Here is a 21,007-nt window from a genome sequence, read left to right as displayed (position 1 = left end):
AATGGAAAAAATAATTCAAATAACATCAGGTCGCGGCCCGGCGGAATGCAGCTGGGTTGTGGCTCAGGTTTTAAAAACCTTTATAGAAGAAGCCAAGGAAAATAATATCAAAACCACAATGCTTCACAGGGAAACCGGAATTGAAAACGGAACGGTAGAAACCGCAACGATTTTACTCGAAAGCGATACGCTGGATACGTTTATCAATTCATGGATTGGTACAATTCAGTGGATTGGGCAAAGTCAGTTCAGGAAATTTCATAAAAGGAAAAATTGGTTTATCGGTATTTTCGAAATAGAAACTTCGACAGCCACTGAAATTTCTGAAAAGGATATTCACTATCAGGCCATGCGAAGTTCCGGAGCCGGAGGGCAGCATGTCAATAAGGTCAGCTCGGCGGTTCGGGCGACACATGTTCCAACCGGAATTAGTGTTGTTGCAATGGATTCGCGATCACAGCATCAGAACAAAAAACTGGCAACCGAAAGATTATTGCAGAAATTTAAAGAAGAAGCCGTAAAACAGTTTAAAGCCGAATTTCAGGCACAATGGATGAATCAGCTGCAAATTCAGAGAGGTAATCCTGTAAGGATCTTTCAGGGTTCTGATTTTAAAAAACAGAAACAGGAAAAAACAAACAAACAGGAAAGACAAAAATTAAAAAGAGAAGATTATTTCGACAGGGAATAATCCCTTTGATTTTTGAATTTCCAAATCAAAACGATTTATGAAAACAGTAGATAAATACATTTTTGAAGCCTTAGACAATTATCCGTATTCGTTGGTGGAAACCATAGAATCACTGGATTATGCTTTGTCTTATGACGATAAAAATACAATGGCATTATGCCTTTATGGCCGCGTTCAGGCCGATCAGTTATTGAAGTATGAAGAAGCCAAGGAATATTTTCAGCAGGCAATTTCAATTAATATCAATGCCATCGAAGTTTATGCGCATTACATCAATACTTTAATCTTGAATGAAGATTATGCGGAAGCGACAAGGCTTATTGATTTTGCTTTGACAATTAAAGGTATTAATAGAGTTGAAATTCTTCTTAAAAAAGTAATGCTTTTAGAAAGCCGGAAAGATTTCAAAAAGGCATTGAAAGCGCTAAAAGAAGCAAGACTTGAAACGTTAAGCAATGAATTTGATTATCTTATCGAAGAAACCGAAAAAAGATTGCATAAAAAAGTAAATAAAAAATCGAAAAAGGAATCTAAAAAAGAAAAATCAGACGGTAAAAAGAATAAGTAATACCAGAAGGGATGTCATTGCGGCATCCTTTTTTATTTTATAAATGAATTGGAATGCGTAGTGTTTTGGTTTTGAATTTTTCACAACGATCTTTTATTTTAACAGATAAATGTTTGTTACTTTCGAAAAATAGATTCATTTTTATACTCTATTTTCTTAAAAAAAATCTATATCAAAACCGAATGAAAAATAACCCTAATCAGAAGAACTCGCTGCGACATGTTCTTTTTGGCAGCTTGATTGGTACCACAATCGAATTTTTTGACTTTTATATTTATGCTAATGCTGCGGTATTGGTTTTTCCGCAATTGTTTTTCCCCGGTTCTGATAAAACTATGGCCACTTTAGAATCACTGGCTACTTTTTCGATAGCCTTTTTATCGCGCCCTTTAGGTTCCGCATTTTTCGGTCATTATGGCGATAAAATCGGACGTAAGTTTACCTTAGTTGCAGCTTTGTTAACGATGGGTATCTCAACCGTAACTATTGGATTTTTACCAAGCTATGCCAGTATTGGTGTCCTGGCTCCTTTATTATTAATGTTGTGCCGATTTGGGCAGGGTGTTGGTTTAGGAGGTGAGTGGGGAGGAGCTGTTCTGCTCGCGATCGAAAATGCACCACCACATAAACGGGCGTGGTATGGTATGTTTCCGCAATTGGGGGCACCAATCGGCTTATTGCTTTCCGGAGGTACTTTCCTGCTGTTAACGGATTCGATGAGTAATGAAGATTTCATGAATTATGGATGGAGAATTCCGTTTATTGCCAGCTCTCTTTTGGTGGTAGTTGGATTTTATATTAGGACTAAAATTACGGAAACACCGTCTTTTGAAAATTCAAAAAACGAACACGAAGAGGTAAAAGTTCCATTCTTTACCTTGATCAAGGAGTATAAAAACCAATTGATTTTTGGAACACTTGCAGCGATTACCACCTTCCTGGTGTTTTACCTGATGACGGTGTTTACCCTGAGTTGGGCCACTTCGGATCTGGGTTACGCCAAAAGGGATTTCCTATTGATTCAGATGTTTTCAGTGTTGTTTTTTGCTGCTTTTATTCCCGTTTCAGCAGTTGTTGCAGATAAAATTGGACGTCGCAAAATATTAATTATAACTACAATTGCTATTGCTGTTTTTGGTTTTTTCTTCTCTCATTTTTTAAATTCAGGAAGTATATTTATGGTAACTTTCTTTGTCTGTTTAGGAATGTCGTTGATGGGATTCACTTACGGACCTTTAGGAACTTTCTTATCCGAATTATTCCCTACCAATGTTCGTTATTCCGGAGCTTCATTAACGTTTAATCTGGCAGGAATCCTTGGCGCAGCCTTTGCTCCAATGATTGCGATTTGGCTGGCCAGTACTTATAGTTTGACCTATGTTGGTTTCTATCTGACTATAGCGGCCTGTATTTCCTTGTTTTCTTTACTGGTAATCAGTAAAAAGGAACATAAGTTTTAAATAAATCTGAAATAAATAATTAAAAAGGTTGTCCGAATTTGATTTGGACAACCTTTTCTGTTTTTAACGTTTCAGGCTAAAATGCCCTCTAAATTCAGTGCCATTTAAACGGGTTACTACAAACCAATAATCGGAGGCAGGTTCGTTTTGGCCTGTGTAAGTTCCGTCCCATGAGCTGTTGGTGGTTAGCTCTTTGATGAATTTACCGTAACGATCAAATATCCTGATTCCTGTACGCGGAGCCAAATAGGCAAAATCAATCGTCCAGGTGTCATTGTGACCATCATTATTCGGCGTAAAGAATTTAGGAAAGGGAAGTTCATCGACATAATTGATACACTCGGCAGTTGTGGCGGCAAAGATTTTTATCGTTACCGGAGTTCTTTCGCTTTCGCATTCATTAACTGTTTGAGAAGCAAAATAGGTAATTCCATTTTCGAGCGGTGTTGATTCAGCTAAAATCATTCCCGCTGTAGCCTGATCGTACCATTTTATATTTTCGCCCTTAATCTTAATTTTTTCTATGGAGCTGTTTTGCTGGATGCAGAATACTTGTGGGGAGTCACTCATCGGACTTTGAGTGTCTTGTATTTTAACGGAAACGGCAAACCTTTCACTTTCGCAATTGTTCAGTGTTTGTGTTACATAATAGATACCGTCTTGTAACAGGGTTGTTTCAGGCAAAATATTTCCATTTGTTGCGGCATCGTACCATTTATTAGCTGTTCCTGTAAAGTTCAGATTAGCGATAGTTGCTTTTTCATCAATACAAAATTGCTGATCCTTATTTCCGGTTGGGAATGGTGTGTCATAGATTTTTACCAATACCGGGACTCTTTCACTTTCACATCCAATAGTTTGTGAAGCATAATAGGTTTTATTGTTTTCCAATAAAGTGGTGTTTGGTAAGTTGCCTGCCGCAATAGTAGAATCGTACCATTTTATATTTTGCCCGTTAAGACCAATATTGTTTAAAGTAGCATTTTCGCTTTTACAAAACTTCGGATTTAAATCTCCTGAAGGTACAGAAGGTGTATTTTGTAGGGAAATTGTAACGGCTAATCTTTTGCTTTCGCATAAATTTAGCGTTTGGGAAACGTAATAGGTTCTTCCGTTTTGCAGACTGGTATTATCCGGCAAGCTGTTTCCATTGGTAAGCGTATCATACCATCTTTTGTCTTCTCCGTTAACAGTAATACTATTTAAAGTCGGATACTGACCGGTACAAAAAGGCTGATTTGTATCTCCAGTGGGTACGGGAGTGTCCTGAATTTTGATGGTTACAGCTATTCTTTCGCTTTCACATCCGTTTATGGTTTGAGAGGCATAATACGTTTTATCATTTTGAAGTACAGTTGTATTCGGTAAAAGTATTCCGGCTGTTATTGCATCGTACCATTTGATGTTTTGGCCATTTGTAATACTGATAGTATTTAAAGTTGCATTTTCCTGAATACAGAAAGTTTGTGGTGAAGCTGCAGTCGGTAAAGGCTGACTGTTAATGGTAACTGTTTGATTTTGATGGGATTTATTTCCGTTTCCATCGTCGTAATTCCATACAATAGTATAGGTTCCGGGAAAATTATAGGATAAAGGATCTGTCGTTGTTCCTGTAATTGTTCCTGCGCAGGCATCGGTTGCTGTTGGAAATGTGGTTATTGTGGTAGTACAATCTCCGGTTATGGTTGGAAGAATTGCTAAATCCGGGACAGGTGCTTCAGTATCGCCAATTACAACAGTAACATTTCCAGTACCATCGCAACCAGCCGTTCCGGTGATTAAACAGCTGTATTTTCCGCTATTCATAATTGTCACATTTGTTATGGTAGGATTTTGTTCTGTTGAGGTAAAACCGTTTGGGCCTGTCCAGAAGTAATTATTTCCTCCGGAAGCTTTTAGTTCGAGTGTTTTGCCTATACAAACGGGAGAGTTGCTTAGAATTTCCGGAGAGATTTGATTAACATCTTCTGAAAACTTCATCAGGAAATAATTTTCATTTCCCAAAACGTTAGATTGGTAAGAATCAGCATCTGCAATGCCATTATTCTCAGATGAAATACCACTGGCAAATATTCCATTATTATTGTCTAATGCTATTTTGGTTGGGTTGTATGAGGAATCGCCACCAATATCTGTGCCCCATATAAAATCTGATTCTTTGGAAAATTTGGCGACATATCTTTCAAAATGTTTATTGAACCTGTACGAACATAAAGTTGTTAATTTTGGATACGAGAATCCAAAATTTGTTGCGCCAAGATATATTGAATTGTTTCTAAAGACAATTGAATAGACGTGAGCTTGCCCTAAATAGGTCCCCCAAAGTCTTTGTCCCATACTATTTAATTTTGCAAAAAAACCTTTGTAAGAAAAGGGATTAGTACTATCAAAACGGTCAGCGGTTGTGATGTTGTTATTACTTGCCGTTTGCCCTCCTATATAAATGTTATCTTCATCGTCAACTTCAACAGCATATATATAATCAATTTGTTCTCCACCATAATAGCTGGCCCATATTCTTTCTCCGTTGAGTGAGAATTTATAAAGAACGCCATCCGGGTGAGTAATCGGATTATGTAATTCCTGAAAAACGCCTACTGTAGAAATATCTTTAAAACTGTATGTTGAACCTCCTATAATTAAATAGTCATTTTTTACTACTATATCACTAAGATCCTCGCGATTTTCGCCTCCTACATAAGAACTCCAGATTAAATTACCTGAAGATCCAAATTTGGTTAGAAATCCATCGATTGTATTAGAGAAAGCTGGATCTTCATTTATATGTGTTTGAAATTTACTATTTACAGCAATTCCAGTTCTACTAGTAGTAAGACCAATTATATAAATGTTATTGTTGTTATCAACATCTACAGCAAAGCCCAAATCCTCATATTCGCCACCAAAATAGGTTCCCCACAACCTAACACCTAAACTATTAAATTTCACCAAAAAAGCATCTGAAGATCCTGATAGATTAGGTTTATATGATTCTGGAGTACTTATACTAGATAAAGATTGGGTACTTCCTGTTACAATAATGTTATTCTGAAAATCTACTTTTATATCTGCGATGTCACTATAATTTTGCCCGCCATAGTAAGTTCCCCATAAACGATTTCCATCAGGACCAAACTTTTCGATTATTCCATTTAAAAATGCAGAAGAAGGAGATGTTTGGTGAGCTCCTGTTGATGCGTATGATGAATTTAAAGAACTTGTGCTTCCCGCTACATATGCATTTCCAAGAGCATCTGTACTTATACTCGATGGTTTGAGAGTAAAATGTATATCGGTCTGATCCCCATAAAAAGTCCCCCAAAGCCTTGTCGGTACTGGATCAATAATTACCGTTTTATCAGAAAGCGACTCCGAACCGGTAAACCCGTAAACGTCTTTTTTAATCTTTCTGTATGCAATGGAAATCTCCTTTTTACCATTTCCATCTTCAATCCAGCTCGCCGGAAGCGTTTCTTCCATTTTTCCAAAACGAACATTCATACGGATTTTGTTATCTGCTAAATCAGTTTCAGCACCCTTAAATTTTAATTGAATATCAGAGATCTTTCCTTTTGGATGAATAACAAAATTGTATTCAACGACTTTTTCAGGATCATTCGGAATCGTAAAAACTACATCTATATTCGGATAGATATTCTTGTACGTGATCTGTTTGTACTGATGTACGCCGATAATTCCCTCAGGTTTGTTTGGGATATTATAATAATTGTCAAAATCCGTTGATTTGTGATCTGTAAGCAATTCCACTTTGGAATTTGAATTGACAAAGTCAATATCTATTCGGTGAAACAGGTATTCTAAAGTATAATCAGGCTGTTCTGTTCTATCTTTGTCCGGTACTCCGGAAGGACTTGTTTTTGAGGTATTGGAGCGTACAATTGGTATCTTTTTTACTTCATAAATGTCATAAGAAAAACCATTTTTCCTTAACTGAACATTCAGTCCTCCTGTATTCAATAAATATTTCACGGCATTGTTGGGCTTGCCTTTCTGGTCTGTAATCTGACCTTTGTTTTCTTTAAAACCTACAGATTGATTTTTGTTTTGTGCCAGGACAGGCATAAAAATCAGCAGCAATAAAAAAAGTAAAATTCGCTTCATAAGTAAGATTTATAGCGTCGCAAATGTAATTAAATATCTACTAAATAAGTCTAAAAGTTTCGGTTTCAAAACACAAACAAACCCTTCTGAATCTTTTCCTGAAAAGATTATAAATATCCCGTATTTTTGCAGAAAATGATTCCCTTTGAAAACCAAGCTTTTTGTAATCACGCCTCCCTTTACTCAACTGAATACTCCGTATCCGGCAACTGCCTATATCAAAGGGTTTCTGAATACCAAAAATGTAGCAGCAGTACAGGCAGATTTGGGTATTGATGTGATTTTGGAATTGTTTTCGAAGAAAGGACTAATAGATTTGTTTCAGGTTTCATGTTCCAAGTTTGAAGTTGTCGGAAATGAAATCTCGGATAATTCGAAGCGTATTTTTGCTTTACAGGACGAATACATCAAAACGATCGATGCTGTCATTCCGTTTTTGCAGGGGAAAAATCCAACTTTGGCATTGCAGATTTGTCAGGAAGATTTTCTCCCGGAAGCTTCGCGATTTGCACAATTGGAAGAACTCGACTGGGCTTTCGGAACCATGGGAACTCAGGACAAAGCGAAACATTTAGCCACTTTATACCTCGAAGATATTTCGGATTTTATTGTGGAATGTGTCGATGAAAATTTTGGCTTCAGCCGATATGCCGAACGTTTAGGACGAAGTGCTAATTCGTTTGATGAATTGTACGAAGCCCTGCAGCAAAAACCGACGTATATTGATGCGATTTTAATTTCCTTGTTGAAAGCTAAAATCGAAGCCGTTCAGCCTACTTTGTTTTTGATCTCCGTCCCCTTTCCCGGGAATTTATACAGTGCTTTTCGATGTGCGCAATGGGTAAAACAAAACCATCCGGAAATTAAAATTTCGATGGGTGGAGGTTTCCCAAATACCGAATTACGTTCTCTTTCGGATGCACGTGTTTTTGAGTTTTTCGATTTTATTACGCTGGATGATGGCGAAGTGCCTATTGAAGAATTAATATTCAATCTGGAAAACCCAAATGCTGTCACTTCGGGCGAAGTCGGGAAGCGCTACAAAAGAACTTTTTTGCTGGAAAACGGAGAAGTAGTTTATAAAAATAATTCCCTAAAACACGATTATAAACAAGCCTACGTAGGAACGCCTGATTATTCCGATTTGCCTTTGGATAAATATATTTCGGTAATCGAAATTGTAAATCCGATGCACCGAATGTGGAGTGACGGACGCTGGAATAAACTCACCATGGCACACGGCTGTTATTGGGGAAAATGTACTTTTTGTGATATTTCTTTAGATTATATAAAAGTATACGAGCCTGTTGCCGCTAATTTGTTGTGTGATCGAATGGAAGACCTGATGCAGCAAACGGGTCAGAATGGTTTTCATTTTGTAGATGAAGCTGCTCCGCCGGCGCTAATGCGTGCTTTGGCTCTCGAAATCTTACGCCGAAAATTAGCCGTTACCTGGTGGACGAATATCCGTTTCGAAAAAAGCTTTTCTGCAGATTTATGTTTGTTGTTGAAAGCTTCAGGCTGTATTGCTGTTTCCGGCGGTCTGGAAGTGGCTTCCGACCGATTATTGAAATTAATTGACAAAGGCGTAACCGTAGAACAGGTCGCAAAAGTAACCCGTAATTTTACCGAAGCCGGAATTATGGTACATGCTTACCTAATGTACGGATATCCGACACAAACGATTCAGGAAACGGTTGACAGCCTGGAAATGGTACGTCAGTTGTTTGAAGCGGGAATTTTACAATCCGGATTCTGGCATCAGTTTGCAATGACGGCTCATAGTCCGGTTGGCTTGTATCCGGAGAAATTTGGTGTAACAAAAGCAACGGAAACGATTGGAACTTTTGCGAATAACGATATTGACTATACCGATGCTACCGGTATCAATCACGATAAATTCAGTTTCGGATTAAAGAAATCACTCTTTAATTTCATGCACGGAATCTGCTTTGACTACGAATTGCAGGATTGGTTCGATTTTAAAATTCCGAAAACCAAAATAGATCCCGATTTTATTTTTAATGCGCTTCAGGAAGGAAATGATTTCACTACAAAACCCAATGCAAAAGTGGTTTGGTTAGGAGGGAAGCCTTCTCTGGAACATTTTACAAAATCTAAAAAAGGACAAACCTGGGAAATGATGATGTTGACTTTTCACGATAAAAAGGAAAGTTTCAACATTCAGACCAATAAGAATGAGGGAGAATGGCTTGTTGAAATCCTGAAAAAAATCACGGTTTCTAATAACAAACATTATATTTTTCAGGAAGTAAAAGCAGATTTTGAAACCCAGTTTGAAGATTTTGAATTGTTCTGGTATTCAAAACCTGTCAACACTTTACGCGAATTTGGGTTGTTGGTTTTGTAGATTTTTAAAATAAATTATGCTATCTTTTAGTTACCCAATAATGAAAATCTCTTTCTAAATCATAAGCCATTCTGTTGACACTCCTTCTTATTACAAAATAAGGAATTACCAGCATTAATGACATATGGATTAATAAAAAAGGAAATATAAAGAAAGGAAAAACATCGCCATTAGAAACACTCCCCAGAAAAAAAACGAGATAGAATAAAAGTATGATAACTACAAAGATTAGCATTCTTTTTCTGAAACCAAAAATTTCAACATTTATGGTTAATTGATCATTCTCTTGGGTTAATTCTCCAATTACTTTTGCAAAAGAATAATTTGTGTCGAAGATTTTTTTTCTCTTTTTTAATTCAAAAGTATTGTTTTGAATGTTGCCTTTATACTCATTTGTACTCGATTGAAAAACTTCAAAAGGCACATAACCCAAATCAGATTCGTCTACATAATTTCTAAATTTTTGTATAAATTCTGTTTTTGTAATTGGTAATTGTATCGTAATATCTTTGATTAAGTTTATTTTTCTTAAGAAATTATCCATGAATTTGGCTTTGATTATAAAATCAAATATAATATTAAAATGGAAATTGTAATTAAATAATAAATTTATTTTCTAAAATAAAAATAATCAATACTCCACACATTCCCCATCATTCGGAACCACAGTTTTTGACATCAGATTATTTTGTATCAAAGCCTGTTTTAGCTCTTCTCGGGTAGTCGGACAATGGTTTAAGGCTTCTAAATGATTGGCGAAAACTTTCCCCGGCGCAAGAACGGCAAATTTCAAAATATCATCCATTCGCATCAATAACGGCTGACCCAAATCTAATCTTGCCGTACCGCAGGCAACTGTTGCAATATCAGGTTTAAGCTCGGTTAGCACTCTTTGTACATGTTCGGTGAAAATCGTATCGGAACTTATGTAAACCGACTTTTCATTTTGAAGCTCGATATGAAAACCCATTACATTTCCCATCAGTTTGGCAATAAACCCATAACCGTGAACGGCCGGTATACCGGTGATTTTACCATCCAGAAAATACTGGGTCTGCCAGTAATCCAAAGTCTGAATAACGGTTAAGCCTCTTTGTGTCAGTGCTTTTTCATCTTTGATACTGCAGATTACCGGAATCGAATTTCTTTTCAGGAAAACTTCGCCGGCCTTATCAATATGATCCGGATGCAAATGTGTTATAAGGCAATGTGTTACCTTGCTTAGTATGTCCCTGCTGTTTTTTGGCAGTGCGGTAAGCGGGTTTCTTTTAGGCTTATAACGAAATAGCGTAAATGGCGCAATAGTTTTTCTTTTCCCCAGCATGGGATCAATTAAAATCACGTGCTTTTCTGTTTCAATAACTAAAGTAGCGTTACGCAAATGATGCAGTCTCATATTCTGTAAGTTTGTCTATGTTAAAAATACAAAATTTTATACTTTTAAGTGTATAAATTACATTGTAAATCGAAAACCGATTCCATGAAGATTTTCAATTGAAATTCCTTTTTCGTTAACCAGAATCTTGCGAAGGCGGGAAATAAAGACATCCAGGCTCCTTCCCATAAAGTAATCATCGTCACCCCATAGTGAAGTTAGGATTTGCTGTCTTTTTAAAACCAGGTTTTTATTGTCGACAAAGAGCTTCAAAAGTTCGGACTCCCGTTGTGTCAGGCTAATTTTTTCTGTTTCATTAAAAAGGATAAAATTTTCGGTATCAAACTGATATTTGCCAATTTCGTAAACCGATTTTTTGATTCCGTTATTTTTTTGTGAACGCTTCAGGAAGATTTCTATTTTCAGCAGCAATTCTTCAATACTAAACGGCTTAACGAGATAATCATCGGCACCTAAACGCAATCCTTTTATGCGGTCTTCTTTTAAAGTTTTGGCAGATAGGAAAATAATAGGAACATCAACATCAATTTTCCTAATCTCAGTTGCCAGTTCAAAACCATCCATTTTTGGCATCATGATATCCAGAATACAAATATCAAAAACTTCCTCTTTAAAAGCTTCTAAACTTAATTTTCCATTAGAACAATGTGTGACATCATAGTTGTTTTGTTCTAAATTATCTTTCGTCAGAAACGCTAATGTTTCATCATCTTCGGCGTATAAAATTTTAAAATGTTTCATTTCTTATATGGAATTGTCAGCGTTATGGTAATACCTTTTTCTGAATTATTGATGGCGTTTATTTTCCAATACTGTAAGTTACAAATTTCTTTTACATAATACAACCCAAGGCCAAAACCATTTACTTCATTACTCTTCTCATTCTGAATGCGATAGAATTTGTCAAAAATAGAAGCGATATTTTTAGGCGAGATTCCAATTCCGTTATCGATGAATTCTAATTTTAAAAATTGATTTTCTTTTGAAATGCGAATCAGGATTTCCGGTTTTTCATTGCAATATTTTACCGCATTGTCCAGTAAATTATAAACTAAATTGGTAAAATGAAAAACATCTGTTTCTATGCTGTAATCAGGAGCATTTGTTTCTGTTTTTATAACGGCTTCCGGATATTTTAACTGAATGTTCGTAATCGTTTCTTCGATAACCGGAACAATTAAAACCGATTCTGTTTTTAATTCCAGAGACGTATGATCCGATTTGGCCACATTCAGGATTTTTTCAATGTGGTTGTTCAGTTTATGACTCTGATTGATAATGATATCGGTATAAGTGTGGAGTTTTTTATCTGCTTTTATGGCATTCTGTTCAATTAGATATTGGGAAGCAATTAAAATAGAAGATAAAGGTGTTTTGAATTCATGCGTCATATTATTGATGAAATCACGCTGCAGTTCGGAGTATTTTTTTTGTTGTAAAAGCGTAAAAATCGAATACACGTAAATCAGTAAAATAAGAATCAGCACGGTGGAAAGTACAAACCAAAAACGCATCGAACTGAATAAATAAGTCGTTTCATTGGGAAAACGAACGGCAAAATAATACACCAGGTTTTTATGCTTTGGAAAGTAAACTGTTTGTTTTGATTTTCCTTTCTGGGACAGCGAAATATAATTACCATACACCATTTCATCGCTCTGGCAGTTGTACATCGCGTATTCAAAATCAGTCGTGATATTCATTTTTTTGAATTCTGATTTTAAATAAAATTCTAAAATATCAGGTTCAAAATCATTTTCGACATTTACGATATAATAATCATTGGCAATTTTCTGAACCGGATTTACAGCCGGCAATTCGTGATTAGTGCCTTCATATAATTTTCTGGCCACTTCCAGTAAAGCAATGTGCGCTTTCTGGCTCAGTTTTTTTTGTTCCAGATTAAAGGCCTCTTTGGTCCAAAGTAATTGTGCGACCAATATGCTGATAATGGCAACAAGTCCAAGAAGGATAATGCTATTGAGTTTGTTTATTTTCAAAAGAAATAGGTTTTACAAGTGTAATATTAGTCAAAATTTAAATGAAAAACACCCATTAACAAGTCGTTAACAAAGATTTGAAACCGCTTAACATGCCATTGGATTCTTACAAACTACCTTTGAAATATAAAATGTAACCATTAACCATTTAAATAAAATACTATGAAAATTATTAAAATTTCAATGTTGGCTTTAGCATTAGGATTAATGTCCTTTTCGGCTATTGCTCCGGTAAAAACATTAGTTTCTAATGTAAAAACAGAAACTACAAAAACTACAGCAACTACAATTGTATGGAAAGCAGAAACAATTGATGTTGGTGAAATTCCACAGGGAACTCCAAAAGCAATTGTTTATGAATTTAAAAATACCGGAAAAACAGCAGTTGTCATTACTAGTGTTCAGGGATCTTGTGGCTGCACAGCAACAGATTATACCAAAGAACCAATTTTACCGGGTAAATCGGCTAAGGTGACTGCAACTTACAATGCGGCTAATAAAGGCGGATTTACAAAAACAGTTACGGTAACAACAAGCGCAGAGACAGCACCAAAAGTCCTTACATTAAAAGGAACGGTGATCTAAAATAAAAGGTTGAGATTATAAAGGGGGAAACTCCGGATATGTAATGTATCCGGAGTTTTTTTGTTCATAATGCTGTTGTTAAGTCCGGATTATTTTTTCTCCAAATAAGGCATTTTTGTAAAAACTTGTTTATTTTTATTAAAAATATGATTATGAAAATTTTGTACCCGCTTGTTACGTTGATGATGCTTTTAACTTTTGTTTCCTGTAATTCTAAATCGGGCGATAAAGAAGAAAAAAGTACTGCAAAGCAAGTAGTTCCGGAACTTAAAATCCCTATTGACAGTGTTGATATTTCTAAATTTTACCAGACCTATCCGAAATTAATTAAATTTCAGGGAGACATTTCAGCGTTGTACAAGAAAAAGAATTCTACTCAGTTATGGCAGGATAATAAAGGAATCGTGGAGTTTGGAAGTACTTTATTCAATAAATATAAAGGCCTGGAAGCAGAAGGTTTAAAAGCCAATTTTCCGTATAATGAAAAAATCAATCCCATTTTTGAACGCATTTCAGACAATAAATTATCTCAGGTCGATACCGATCTGATGATTACAAATTTATATTTCTATTATGCTGAAAAAGTATTTAACGGTGTGGACGAGAAAACGTCAACTTCTTTACAATGGCTTTTACCAAGAAAAAAAGTAAATTATCAGGTGTTTTCGGATTCTATTTTCGAAAATGCTACGATTAATGATGATAATAAAAGTAAAATGTTCAGTCAGTATTACAAACTGCGTGATGTACTTAAAAAATACAGGGAGATTGAGAAAAAAGGAGGCTGGAAAACCATTGAAGCCGGGGAAGATTTCAAAAATTTAAAAGTTGGGGATTCAGCAGCGACCATAGCCCAGATCAGAGAAAGGCTTTCGATAACAGGAGAACTAAAAGAAAATAATAAAAGCGCCGTTTGCGATTCGACCTTAATTGCGGCGATGAAAAACTACGAAATACATCACGGAAAAACGCCTAAAAATATCATTTTAAAGGAACATATCGACGAATTGAATGTTCCCGTTGCCGACAGAATCAAGACGATTATCGTAAACATGGAACGTTGCAGATGGATTGATCCCGAATTGGAAAAGGGAAAGGAATATATCGAAGTCAACATTCCTGAGTTTAGATTATATCTGATCCGCAATCATGAAATTAGTTTTGTTTCAGCCGTTGTGGTGGGAAAAGCAATGACCAAAACAGTTATTTTCAGCGGTATGATGAATAATATTGTTTTCAGTCCGTATTGGAATGTACCTCAGAGTATAATTAATAAGGAGATAAAACCCGGAATGGCTAAAAACAAAAATTATCTGGCAGAAAAACATTTAGAATGGAACAACGGAGCCGTTCGGCAGGCGCCGGGTGTAAATAATTCCCTTGGTCTGGTAAAGTTTTTATTTCCAAATTCAAATAATATCTATTTGCACGATACACCTGCAAAAAGTTTGTTTGAAAGAGAAAACAGAGCTTTTAGTCATGGCTGCGTACGTGTTGCTAAACCAAGAGAATTAGCAATTGAGCTTTTGAAAAACGATCCCAAATGGACACCCGCACGAATTGATAAAGCAATGCATGCCGGCAAAGAAAGCTGGTATACGCTAAAAAAGAAAGTGCCCGTTTATATTGGTTATTTTACCGCCTGGGTAGACCGAGACGGACAATTGAATTTCTACAACGATGTCTACCACAGAGATGAAAGTCTACTGAAATTATTGACTGAAGAATAGAATAAAGGAGAAATAATTGCAAAGGCAAAAAATGCTGTGTCATGATTAAGGGCTTACAGACAAAACATTCAGAATTAATTCGTGTTAATTCGTGTAATCAGTGGCAAAAAAAAGCACTCTACTTCGATAAAACAGTAATACATTTATAAAAACGTTTGGTATAATGTTCCGTGTCTAATGCCGTAATCGTTACACTATTTGCTTTTCCGGAAGAAGCATGTATAAATTTGGAGTGCATGCCATCGGCTTCGCAAATAATGCCGAGATGCCCCACAACTGTTCTGTCTTTATAGCCGTAAAAAACTAAAATATCGCCAACCTTAAAATCTTCAGGAGCCAGCGCAACTCCCAGGTTTTTATAACTATTGGAACTTCTGGGTAAGCTGATATTAAAATTCTTAAAAACATAACTGACAAACCCGGAACAGTCGAATCCTTTTTTGGGGTCACTACTGGCATATAAATAAGGCGTTCCCAGATATTTTTTGGCATAATCAATGATGGAATCCCGGTTAGCGATTTGACTTTTTTGATTTTGTTGAAGAACGGTTTTATTTTCTTTTTCACAAAACGAAAGAAATAAAATTGAAAAGGCAAATACTATATAAATGGGGAATTTCATAAGAAGAGGGGTTTAATCGATAAAGATAGGATGTTGTTCTCTAAAATCAAAGTCATGATGCTAAGTATGATTAGAAACAGAAAATAAGAAAAAGAATATGGTGTTTTTTTATTGCTTTTTGACATTTTAGTATCTTTCTAAACCCTTTACTTCGGGTATCTTTGTGAATCTCATTTATATTTTAACAGATAAATTATGTTTCTTAAAAAAATATCGCTTTTAATTTTGTTTTTGATGATTTGGACTGTTTCGACTTCACAAAACAAAAGCAACACATTTCTTTACGAAGGACGGGTTGATAAACTTCAGGATAATAATGTCATTCTGATTGGAACCGCTTCTTCGGTTTCATTCAATTTTACAGGTACTGCATGTTCGGTTTCTTTGCAAAGTGTTGATGCTTATGAGCACCATAACTACGTTGCCTTGGTTTTGGATGGAAAATATATTGGGAAATTGAGAATTGAAAAAGGTCCTGCACAATCCTTTCCGATAAAAATTACTTCAGCTAAGAAAGTTCATAATCTTACCATTTATAAAAATACCGAAGCACAAAGCGGAAACATTTTATTTGCCGGAACAACAGCGAAACTAACGGGTATTACTTCAAAAAAGAAAAAGAAAATTGAGTTTATTGGGGATTCAATTACCTGTGGTGCAGCGAGTGACGCTTCAGATGTGCCTTGTGATAAAGGAGAATATTTCGATCATCATAATGGTTATTATGCTTACGGGCCGGTTCTTTCCAGAGCAATTGGTGCTGCTTATCTAATGAGTTCTGTTTCGGGAATCGGAATGTACAGAAACTGGAATGACGAAAATAAAGAAGAAGGTATTATGCCCGATTTATATGGGAATTTGTACTTGACAAAAGATCCTTCCAAACCTAAATATGATTTTGCTTTTCAGCCGGATGTTATCAGTATTGCGCTGGGAACTAATGATTTTTCAGGCGGAGACGGTAAGAAAGAGCGCCTGCCGTTTAATGCCCAAAAGTATATTTCGAACTACATTGATTTTATAAAAATGTTGTATACACACAATCCAAAAGCACAAATTGTGATTACCAACAGCCCGATGGTTGGTGGCGAAAAAGGAGTTGTTTTTGAAGATTGCCTGAACAAAATCAAGGATGCTTTTAAAGAAGATAAAACGCATAAACCGATTGTGATTTTCAAATTTAAACCCATGACACCAAAAGGATGTTCCGGACATCCGGATGTTGCCGATCAAAAAGTGATGGCTGATGCCTATGCTCCGTTTTTAAAAAAATTGCTAAATGAAAAATAATATATTTAAGTTTGCTTTCTTTCTGTTGATTTCCAGTACTATGATGGCAAACGTTTCCCTTCCGAATATTTTTGGTGATAATATGGTTTTACAGCGCAATTCCGAAGTTAAAATTTGGGGCTGGGCAAATCCAAAAGAAGAAATCAAATTAATTTCAGGCTGGAACAATCAGGAATATAAAGTTGTGACTAACAATCAGGCACAATGGGAACTGAAAATAAAAACGCCAGAAGCCGGCGGACCTTTCATCATTTCGATAAAAGGATACAACGAAGTGATTTTAAAGAATATCCTGATTGGTGAAGTCTGGGTTTGTTCCGGACAATCGAATATGGAAATGTCGGTTAGCTGGGGAATTGATAATGGCGATGAAGAAGCAAAAAATGCCACGAATCCGAATATTAGATTTTTTACCGTTCCGAAATTAACAGCAACAACTCCACAGAATAATCTATTGGGAAACTGGACCGAATCGACTCCGGAAACCATGAAAAATTTCAGCGCTGTCGGATACTTTTTCGCGAAACGCTTAAGAGAAGATTTAAAAAATGTCCCAATCGGATTAATTTCCTCGAATTGGGGCGGAACTCCCGCAGAAATATGGATACCGGAAGAAGTAATCAATAACGATCCTCTTTTGTTGGAAAATGCCAAAAAACTGAACGAGCAGGAATACGGACCCAGACAGCCCGGACGTGCTTACAATGCCATGATTTATCCTTTTGTCGGATTTAAAATCGCAGGAACACTCTGGTATCAGGGAGAATCGAATGTGGGGTCTGCCGTTTACGACAAAACACTTTCGGCTTTGATCACTTCGTGGAGAAAAGTGTGGCAGGATGATTTTCCGTTTTATTATGTGCAGATTGCGGCTTATAAAACAGGAAGCAATAATTTCTCGAATGTTATGGTAAGAGATTCCCAAAGAAAACTATTGAAAGAAGTTTCGAATACCGGAATGGTGGTCATAAGTGATGTTTCGGATACGATCGATATTCATCCTAAAAATAAAAAGGCGGTTGGAATTCGTCTGGCGAATTTAGCATTGAAAAACACCTATAAAACCAATTCTAATTTGGTTGAGAGTCCGCTTTTTAAAGCTTTTAAAACGGATAAAAATAAAGCGATCCTCTCCTTTGATTATGCGGAAGGATTACATTTTGCCGGTAAAACATCCAATCAATTTGAATTGGCGGGTGCCGATGGTGTTTTTTATACCGCAGAAGCGTTAATTAAGAACGATCAGGTGATTTTGACAAGCAAAAAAGTTTTGGTCCCGCTTAAAGTTCGCTTTGCATGGGGAAATACAATACAATCAGATTTGTTCAATAAAGTCAATTTGCCGGCATCCTGTTTTATTACGGAGTAAGAAGATTTTAGATTTTTGCCCACGGGTTTTACAGGTTTAAACAGATTGGCGCTGGTTTTTTTGTTGTTTTATCGCATTTTTTGTCATTTCGACGGAGGAGAAATCACAGTCATAATTCGACAAGGATTGACGATTATTTGTGAGGAGTTTCTAGTGTGATCCTTCGTTTCTCAGGATGACAAGATTGAGGAAATTGGGATAGCTCTTTAAAAAAACAAAATTATCTCATTACCCATTTGCGTGAGGGATAGCAGTGGAAAGCCCACAGCCTGACGAAGGCAGTGCGAGGACTTGCAGCGGATAGCCCGACCCGGAGGGACACGCCCAAATTATGAAACTATTTGACCATTATACGATCATGAATAATAAAAAAATAATAACAATCGGGGTCTTTACCCTGCTTACCGTTGGAAATATGAATGCACAGAAAAAAGCCTATCTCGATAAAAACAAAACAATTGAACAACGTATTGATTTGCTTCTGCCCTTGATGACGCTGGAGGAGAAAGTGGGACAAATGAATCAGTATAATGGTTTTTGGGATGTTACGGGACCGGCTCCAAAAGGCGGAACGGCTGAGTTGAAATATGAACATTTACGAAAAGGACTGGTCGGTTCGATGCTTACCGTTCGTGGTGTAAAAGAAGTTCGTGCCGTACAGAAAATTGCTGTGGAAGAAACCCGTTTAGGAATTCCGCTGATTATTGGCTTTGATGTCATTCACGGATATAAAACGCTAAGCCCGATTCCACTGGCAGAAGCTGCAAGCTGGGATCTGGAAGCGATTAAGAAATCGGCAGCGATTGCAGCAGACGAAGCTTCGGCGTCCGGAATTAACTGGACTTTTGGCCCCAACGTAGATGTTTCGAACGATGCGCGCTGGGGACGTGTGATGGAAGGAGCAGGGGAAGATCCGTATTTGGGCAGTAAAATTGGCTATGCAAGAGTAAAAGGTTTTCAGGGAGAAACAATTGCCGATTTAGCTAAAGTGAATACCATTGCGGCCTGTGCGAAACACTTCGCAGCATACGGTTATGTTGAAGCGGGATTAGAATATAATATCGTGGACATCAGCAATTCTAAATTGTACAATTCGGTTTTGCCTCCGTTTAAAGCAACTGTAGACGCGGGAGTCCGAACGTTTATGAATTCATTCAATACCTTAAACGGAGTTCCGGCAACAGGAAATGTATTTTTGCAAAGGGATATCCTGAAAGGAAAATGGAAGTTTGACGGTTTTGTGATTTCGGATTATGCTTCTATCCGTGAAATGATCGCACACGGTTATGCCAAAGACGAAGCCGACGCTACTTTGAAAGCAGTTGTGGCGGGATCAGATATGGACATGGAATCGTATTTGTATGTGACAAAATTGGCTGATTTAGTAAAAGAGGGAAAAGTAAAAGAATCTTTGCTGGATGATGCCGTTCGCAGAATATTGCGTGTGAAATTTGAATTGGGTCTTTTTGATGATCCGTATCGATATTGTGATGAAAAACGAGAAAAAGCAGTCGTCGGAAATAAAGCCAATACTGAAGGCGTTCTGGATATGGCGAAAAAGTCGATTGTACTTTTAAAAAATGATAAAAACCTGCTTCCGCTAAAGAAATCCGGACAAAAAATTGCCTTAATCGGAGCACTGGCAAATGATAAAAACAGTCCATTGGGAAGCTGGAGAATTGCTTCTGAGGACAATACGGCCGTTTCGGTTTTGGAAGGAATGCAGCAATATAAAGACAATAAGCTGACTTTTGAAAAAGGAACTGATCTGGTGGTTGGAAAAACGTCTTTCTTAAATGAAGTGGTTTTTAATACAACTGACAGAAGCGGTTTTGAAGCCGCTAAAAAAGCCGCAAAAGAAGCAGATGTTGTCGTAATGGTTTTAGGAGAACACGGTTTTCAGAGTGGGGAAGGGCGCAGCAGAACCAATCTTGATCTGCCGGGTCTGCAACAGGAATTACTGGAGGAAATTTACAAAGTGAATCCGAATATTGTTTTGGTTTTAAATAACGGGCGTCCGTTGACCATTCCGTGGGCAGCTGAACATATTCCGACAATTGTAGAAGCCTGGCATTTAGGAACTCAAACCGGAAATGCCGTAGCGCAGGTTTTATACGGGGATTACAATCCAAGTGGAAAATTGCCAATGTCTTTCCCGAGAAATGTAGGGCAGGTACCGATCTACTACAATAAATACAGCACCGGAAGACCAACAGACAGCGATAAAAATGTATTTTGGTCACATTATTCAGATGTAGAAAAAACACCTCAGTTTCCGTTCGGTTTCGGTTTGAGTTATACAAAATTCGATTATAAAAACCTGAAAGTAAACAAAGCATCTTTTGCAAAAGGAGAAACCGTTGAGGTTTCGGTTGAACTTACGAACTCCGGAAATTATGACGGAAAAGAAGTGGTGCAATTGTATATTCACGATGAATTTGCCAGTATCATCCGACCAGTAAAAGAACTAAAAGGTTTTGAATTAGTGGACTTGAAAAAAGGAGAAACAAAAAAAGTATCATTTACGTTAACCGATGCAACACTTGGTTTTTATGATAATGAAGGAAACTACCTGGTTGAACCGGGAACTTTTAAAATCATGGTGGGAGGATGTTCCGACAAAGGTTTGGAAAGTGGTTTTGAGTTGAAGTAAAAAACAATTTTGCGATATTTAAACCCTACAGGTTTTTAAAACCTGTAGGGTTTATTATTTTACGTTAAAGAAGAAAATATTCTTCTCGCAGATTTTGCAGATTCGGCAGATTTTTTTTGATCTCCGTGATCTGCAAAATCTGCGAGAGTT

Annotated in this window: 15 protein-coding genes; 9 read left to right on the top strand and 6 right to left on the bottom strand. The window is 36.8% G+C overall.

Going from position 1 to position 21,007, the window contains the following annotated elements; all coding sequences use genetic code 11:
- Position 1 precedes the first annotated feature (1 nt).
- The 3 genes from prfH (at position 2) to EV142_RS21865 (ending at position 2,719) form a co-directional block, all read left to right on the top strand.
- Positions 2-691: a peptide chain release factor H gene (gene prfH / locus EV142_RS21875; RefSeq protein ID WP_132037983.1), complete on the top strand. Its 690-nt coding sequence runs from the start codon at positions 2-4 to the stop codon at positions 689-691.
- A 37-nt stretch (positions 692-728) separates the two neighbouring features.
- Positions 729-1,259: a hypothetical protein gene (locus EV142_RS21870; RefSeq protein ID WP_132037981.1), complete on the top strand. Its 531-nt coding sequence runs from the start codon at positions 729-731 to the stop codon at positions 1,257-1,259.
- 182 nt (positions 1,260-1,441) lie between these two features.
- Positions 1,442-2,719, top strand: a complete 1,278-nt coding sequence (locus tag EV142_RS21865; protein WP_132037979.1) for an MFS transporter — start codon at positions 1,442-1,444, stop codon at positions 2,717-2,719.
- A 63-nt stretch (positions 2,720-2,782) separates the two neighbouring features.
- Here the strand turns inward: EV142_RS21865 and EV142_RS21860 are convergent, their stop codons facing one another.
- On the bottom strand, positions 2,783-6,841 hold the full coding sequence (locus EV142_RS21860; RefSeq protein WP_132037977.1) for a DUF7948 domain-containing protein: 4,059 nt from the start codon (positions 6,839-6,841) through the stop codon (positions 2,783-2,785).
- 145 nt (positions 6,842-6,986) lie between these two features.
- On the opposite strand from EV142_RS21860, the gene EV142_RS21855 reads away from it, so the two are divergent.
- Positions 6,987-9,212 (top strand): B12-binding domain-containing radical SAM protein, encoded by a 2,226-nt coding sequence (locus EV142_RS21855; protein ID WP_132037976.1) that lies wholly within the window; start codon positions 6,987-6,989, stop codon positions 9,210-9,212.
- A 19-nt stretch (positions 9,213-9,231) separates the two neighbouring features.
- Here the strand turns inward: EV142_RS21855 and EV142_RS21850 are convergent, their stop codons facing one another.
- From EV142_RS21850 to EV142_RS21835, 4 genes are all read right to left on the bottom strand, one after another.
- Positions 9,232-9,756 (bottom strand): hypothetical protein, encoded by a 525-nt coding sequence (locus EV142_RS21850; protein WP_132037974.1) that lies wholly within the window; start codon positions 9,754-9,756, stop codon positions 9,232-9,234.
- Between the two features lie 87 nt (positions 9,757-9,843).
- Positions 9,844-10,608, bottom strand: coding sequence for an MBL fold metallo-hydrolase (locus tag EV142_RS21845; protein ID WP_132037972.1), 765 nt, complete (start codon positions 10,606-10,608; stop codon positions 9,844-9,846).
- A gap of 57 nt (positions 10,609-10,665) precedes the next feature.
- On the bottom strand, positions 10,666-11,349 hold the full coding sequence (locus EV142_RS21840) for a response regulator transcription factor (protein WP_132037970.1): 684 nt from the start codon (positions 11,347-11,349) through the stop codon (positions 10,666-10,668).
- Complete coding sequence (locus tag EV142_RS21835; RefSeq protein WP_132037968.1) at positions 11,346-12,608, bottom strand: sensor histidine kinase; 1,263 nt, start codon at positions 12,606-12,608, stop codon at positions 11,346-11,348. Before EV142_RS21835 ends, EV142_RS21840 begins: the two co-directional genes overlap by 4 nt.
- Before the next feature lie 162 nt (positions 12,609-12,770).
- Here EV142_RS21835 and EV142_RS21830 point away from each other — a divergent pair, with 162 nt between their 5' ends.
- Positions 12,771-13,193, top strand: a complete 423-nt coding sequence (locus tag EV142_RS21830; protein ID WP_132037967.1) for a DUF1573 domain-containing protein — start codon at positions 12,771-12,773, stop codon at positions 13,191-13,193.
- Positions 13,194-13,345: 152 nt separating this feature from the next.
- A complete protein-coding gene (locus EV142_RS21825) occupies positions 13,346-14,923 on the top strand; it encodes a L,D-transpeptidase family protein (protein ID WP_132037966.1) in 1,578 nt (525 codons plus the stop codon).
- A gap of 118 nt (positions 14,924-15,041) precedes the next feature.
- On the opposite strand, the gene EV142_RS21820 is transcribed toward EV142_RS21825, so the two are convergent.
- Positions 15,042-15,545 (bottom strand): C40 family peptidase, encoded by a 504-nt coding sequence (locus EV142_RS21820; RefSeq protein WP_132037965.1) that lies wholly within the window; start codon positions 15,543-15,545, stop codon positions 15,042-15,044.
- Between the two features lie 195 nt (positions 15,546-15,740).
- Between EV142_RS21820 and EV142_RS21815 the strand changes: the two genes are divergently transcribed.
- The 3 genes from EV142_RS21815 (at position 15,741) to bglX (ending at position 20,857) form a co-directional block, all read left to right on the top strand.
- Positions 15,741-16,835 carry an SGNH/GDSL hydrolase family protein gene (locus tag EV142_RS21815; RefSeq protein ID WP_132037964.1) on the top strand — a complete coding sequence of 365 codons (1,095 nt, stop codon included), beginning with the start codon at positions 15,741-15,743 and terminating at the stop codon, positions 16,833-16,835.
- Complete coding sequence (locus tag EV142_RS21810; RefSeq protein WP_132037963.1) at positions 16,825-18,204, top strand: sialate O-acetylesterase; 1,380 nt, start codon at positions 16,825-16,827, stop codon at positions 18,202-18,204. Before EV142_RS21815 ends, EV142_RS21810 begins: the two co-directional genes overlap by 11 nt.
- 358 nt (positions 18,205-18,562) lie before the next feature.
- Positions 18,563-20,857 carry a beta-glucosidase BglX gene (bglX, locus tag EV142_RS21805; RefSeq protein WP_132038124.1) on the top strand — a complete coding sequence of 765 codons (2,295 nt, stop codon included), beginning with the start codon at positions 18,563-18,565 and terminating at the stop codon, positions 20,855-20,857.
- Positions 20,858-21,007 lie beyond the last annotated feature (150 nt).

Origin of the sequence: Flavobacterium circumlabens (assembly GCF_004345565.1) — a bacterium.
Classification (GTDB): domain Bacteria; phylum Bacteroidota; class Bacteroidia; order Flavobacteriales; family Flavobacteriaceae; genus Flavobacterium; species Flavobacterium circumlabens.
Note: the sequence above shows the minus strand (reverse complement) of the source record. Positions and strands in the feature narration are given on the sequence as shown.

Coding starts and splice junctions, on each gene's coding strand:
- prfH (WP_132037983.1), top strand. CDS start 2: ATGGAAAAAATAATTCAAATAACATCAGGTCGCGGCCCGGCGGAATGC.
- EV142_RS21870 (WP_132037981.1), top strand. CDS start 729: ATGAAAACAGTAGATAAATACATTTTTGAAGCCTTAGACAATTATCCG.
- EV142_RS21865 (WP_132037979.1), top strand. CDS start 1,442: ATGAAAAATAACCCTAATCAGAAGAACTCGCTGCGACATGTTCTTTTT.
- EV142_RS21860 (WP_132037977.1), bottom strand. CDS start 6,841: ATGAAGCGAATTTTACTTTTTTTATTGCTGCTGATTTTTATGCCTGTC.
- EV142_RS21850 (WP_132037974.1), bottom strand. CDS start 9,756: ATGGATAATTTCTTAAGAAAAATAAACTTAATCAAAGATATTACGATA.
- EV142_RS21845 (WP_132037972.1), bottom strand. CDS start 10,608: ATGAGACTGCATCATTTGCGTAACGCTACTTTAGTTATTGAAACAGAA.
- EV142_RS21840 (WP_132037970.1), bottom strand. CDS start 11,349: ATGAAACATTTTAAAATTTTATACGCCGAAGATGATGAAACATTAGCG.
- EV142_RS21830 (WP_132037967.1), top strand. CDS start 12,771: ATGAAAATTATTAAAATTTCAATGTTGGCTTTAGCATTAGGATTAATG.
- EV142_RS21825 (WP_132037966.1), top strand. CDS start 13,346: ATGAAAATTTTGTACCCGCTTGTTACGTTGATGATGCTTTTAACTTTT.
- EV142_RS21820 (WP_132037965.1), bottom strand. CDS start 15,545: ATGAAATTCCCCATTTATATAGTATTTGCCTTTTCAATTTTATTTCTT.
- EV142_RS21815 (WP_132037964.1), top strand. CDS start 15,741: ATGTTTCTTAAAAAAATATCGCTTTTAATTTTGTTTTTGATGATTTGG.
- EV142_RS21810 (WP_132037963.1), top strand. CDS start 16,825: ATGAAAAATAATATATTTAAGTTTGCTTTCTTTCTGTTGATTTCCAGT.
- bglX (WP_132038124.1), top strand. CDS start 18,563: ATGAATAATAAAAAAATAATAACAATCGGGGTCTTTACCCTGCTTACC.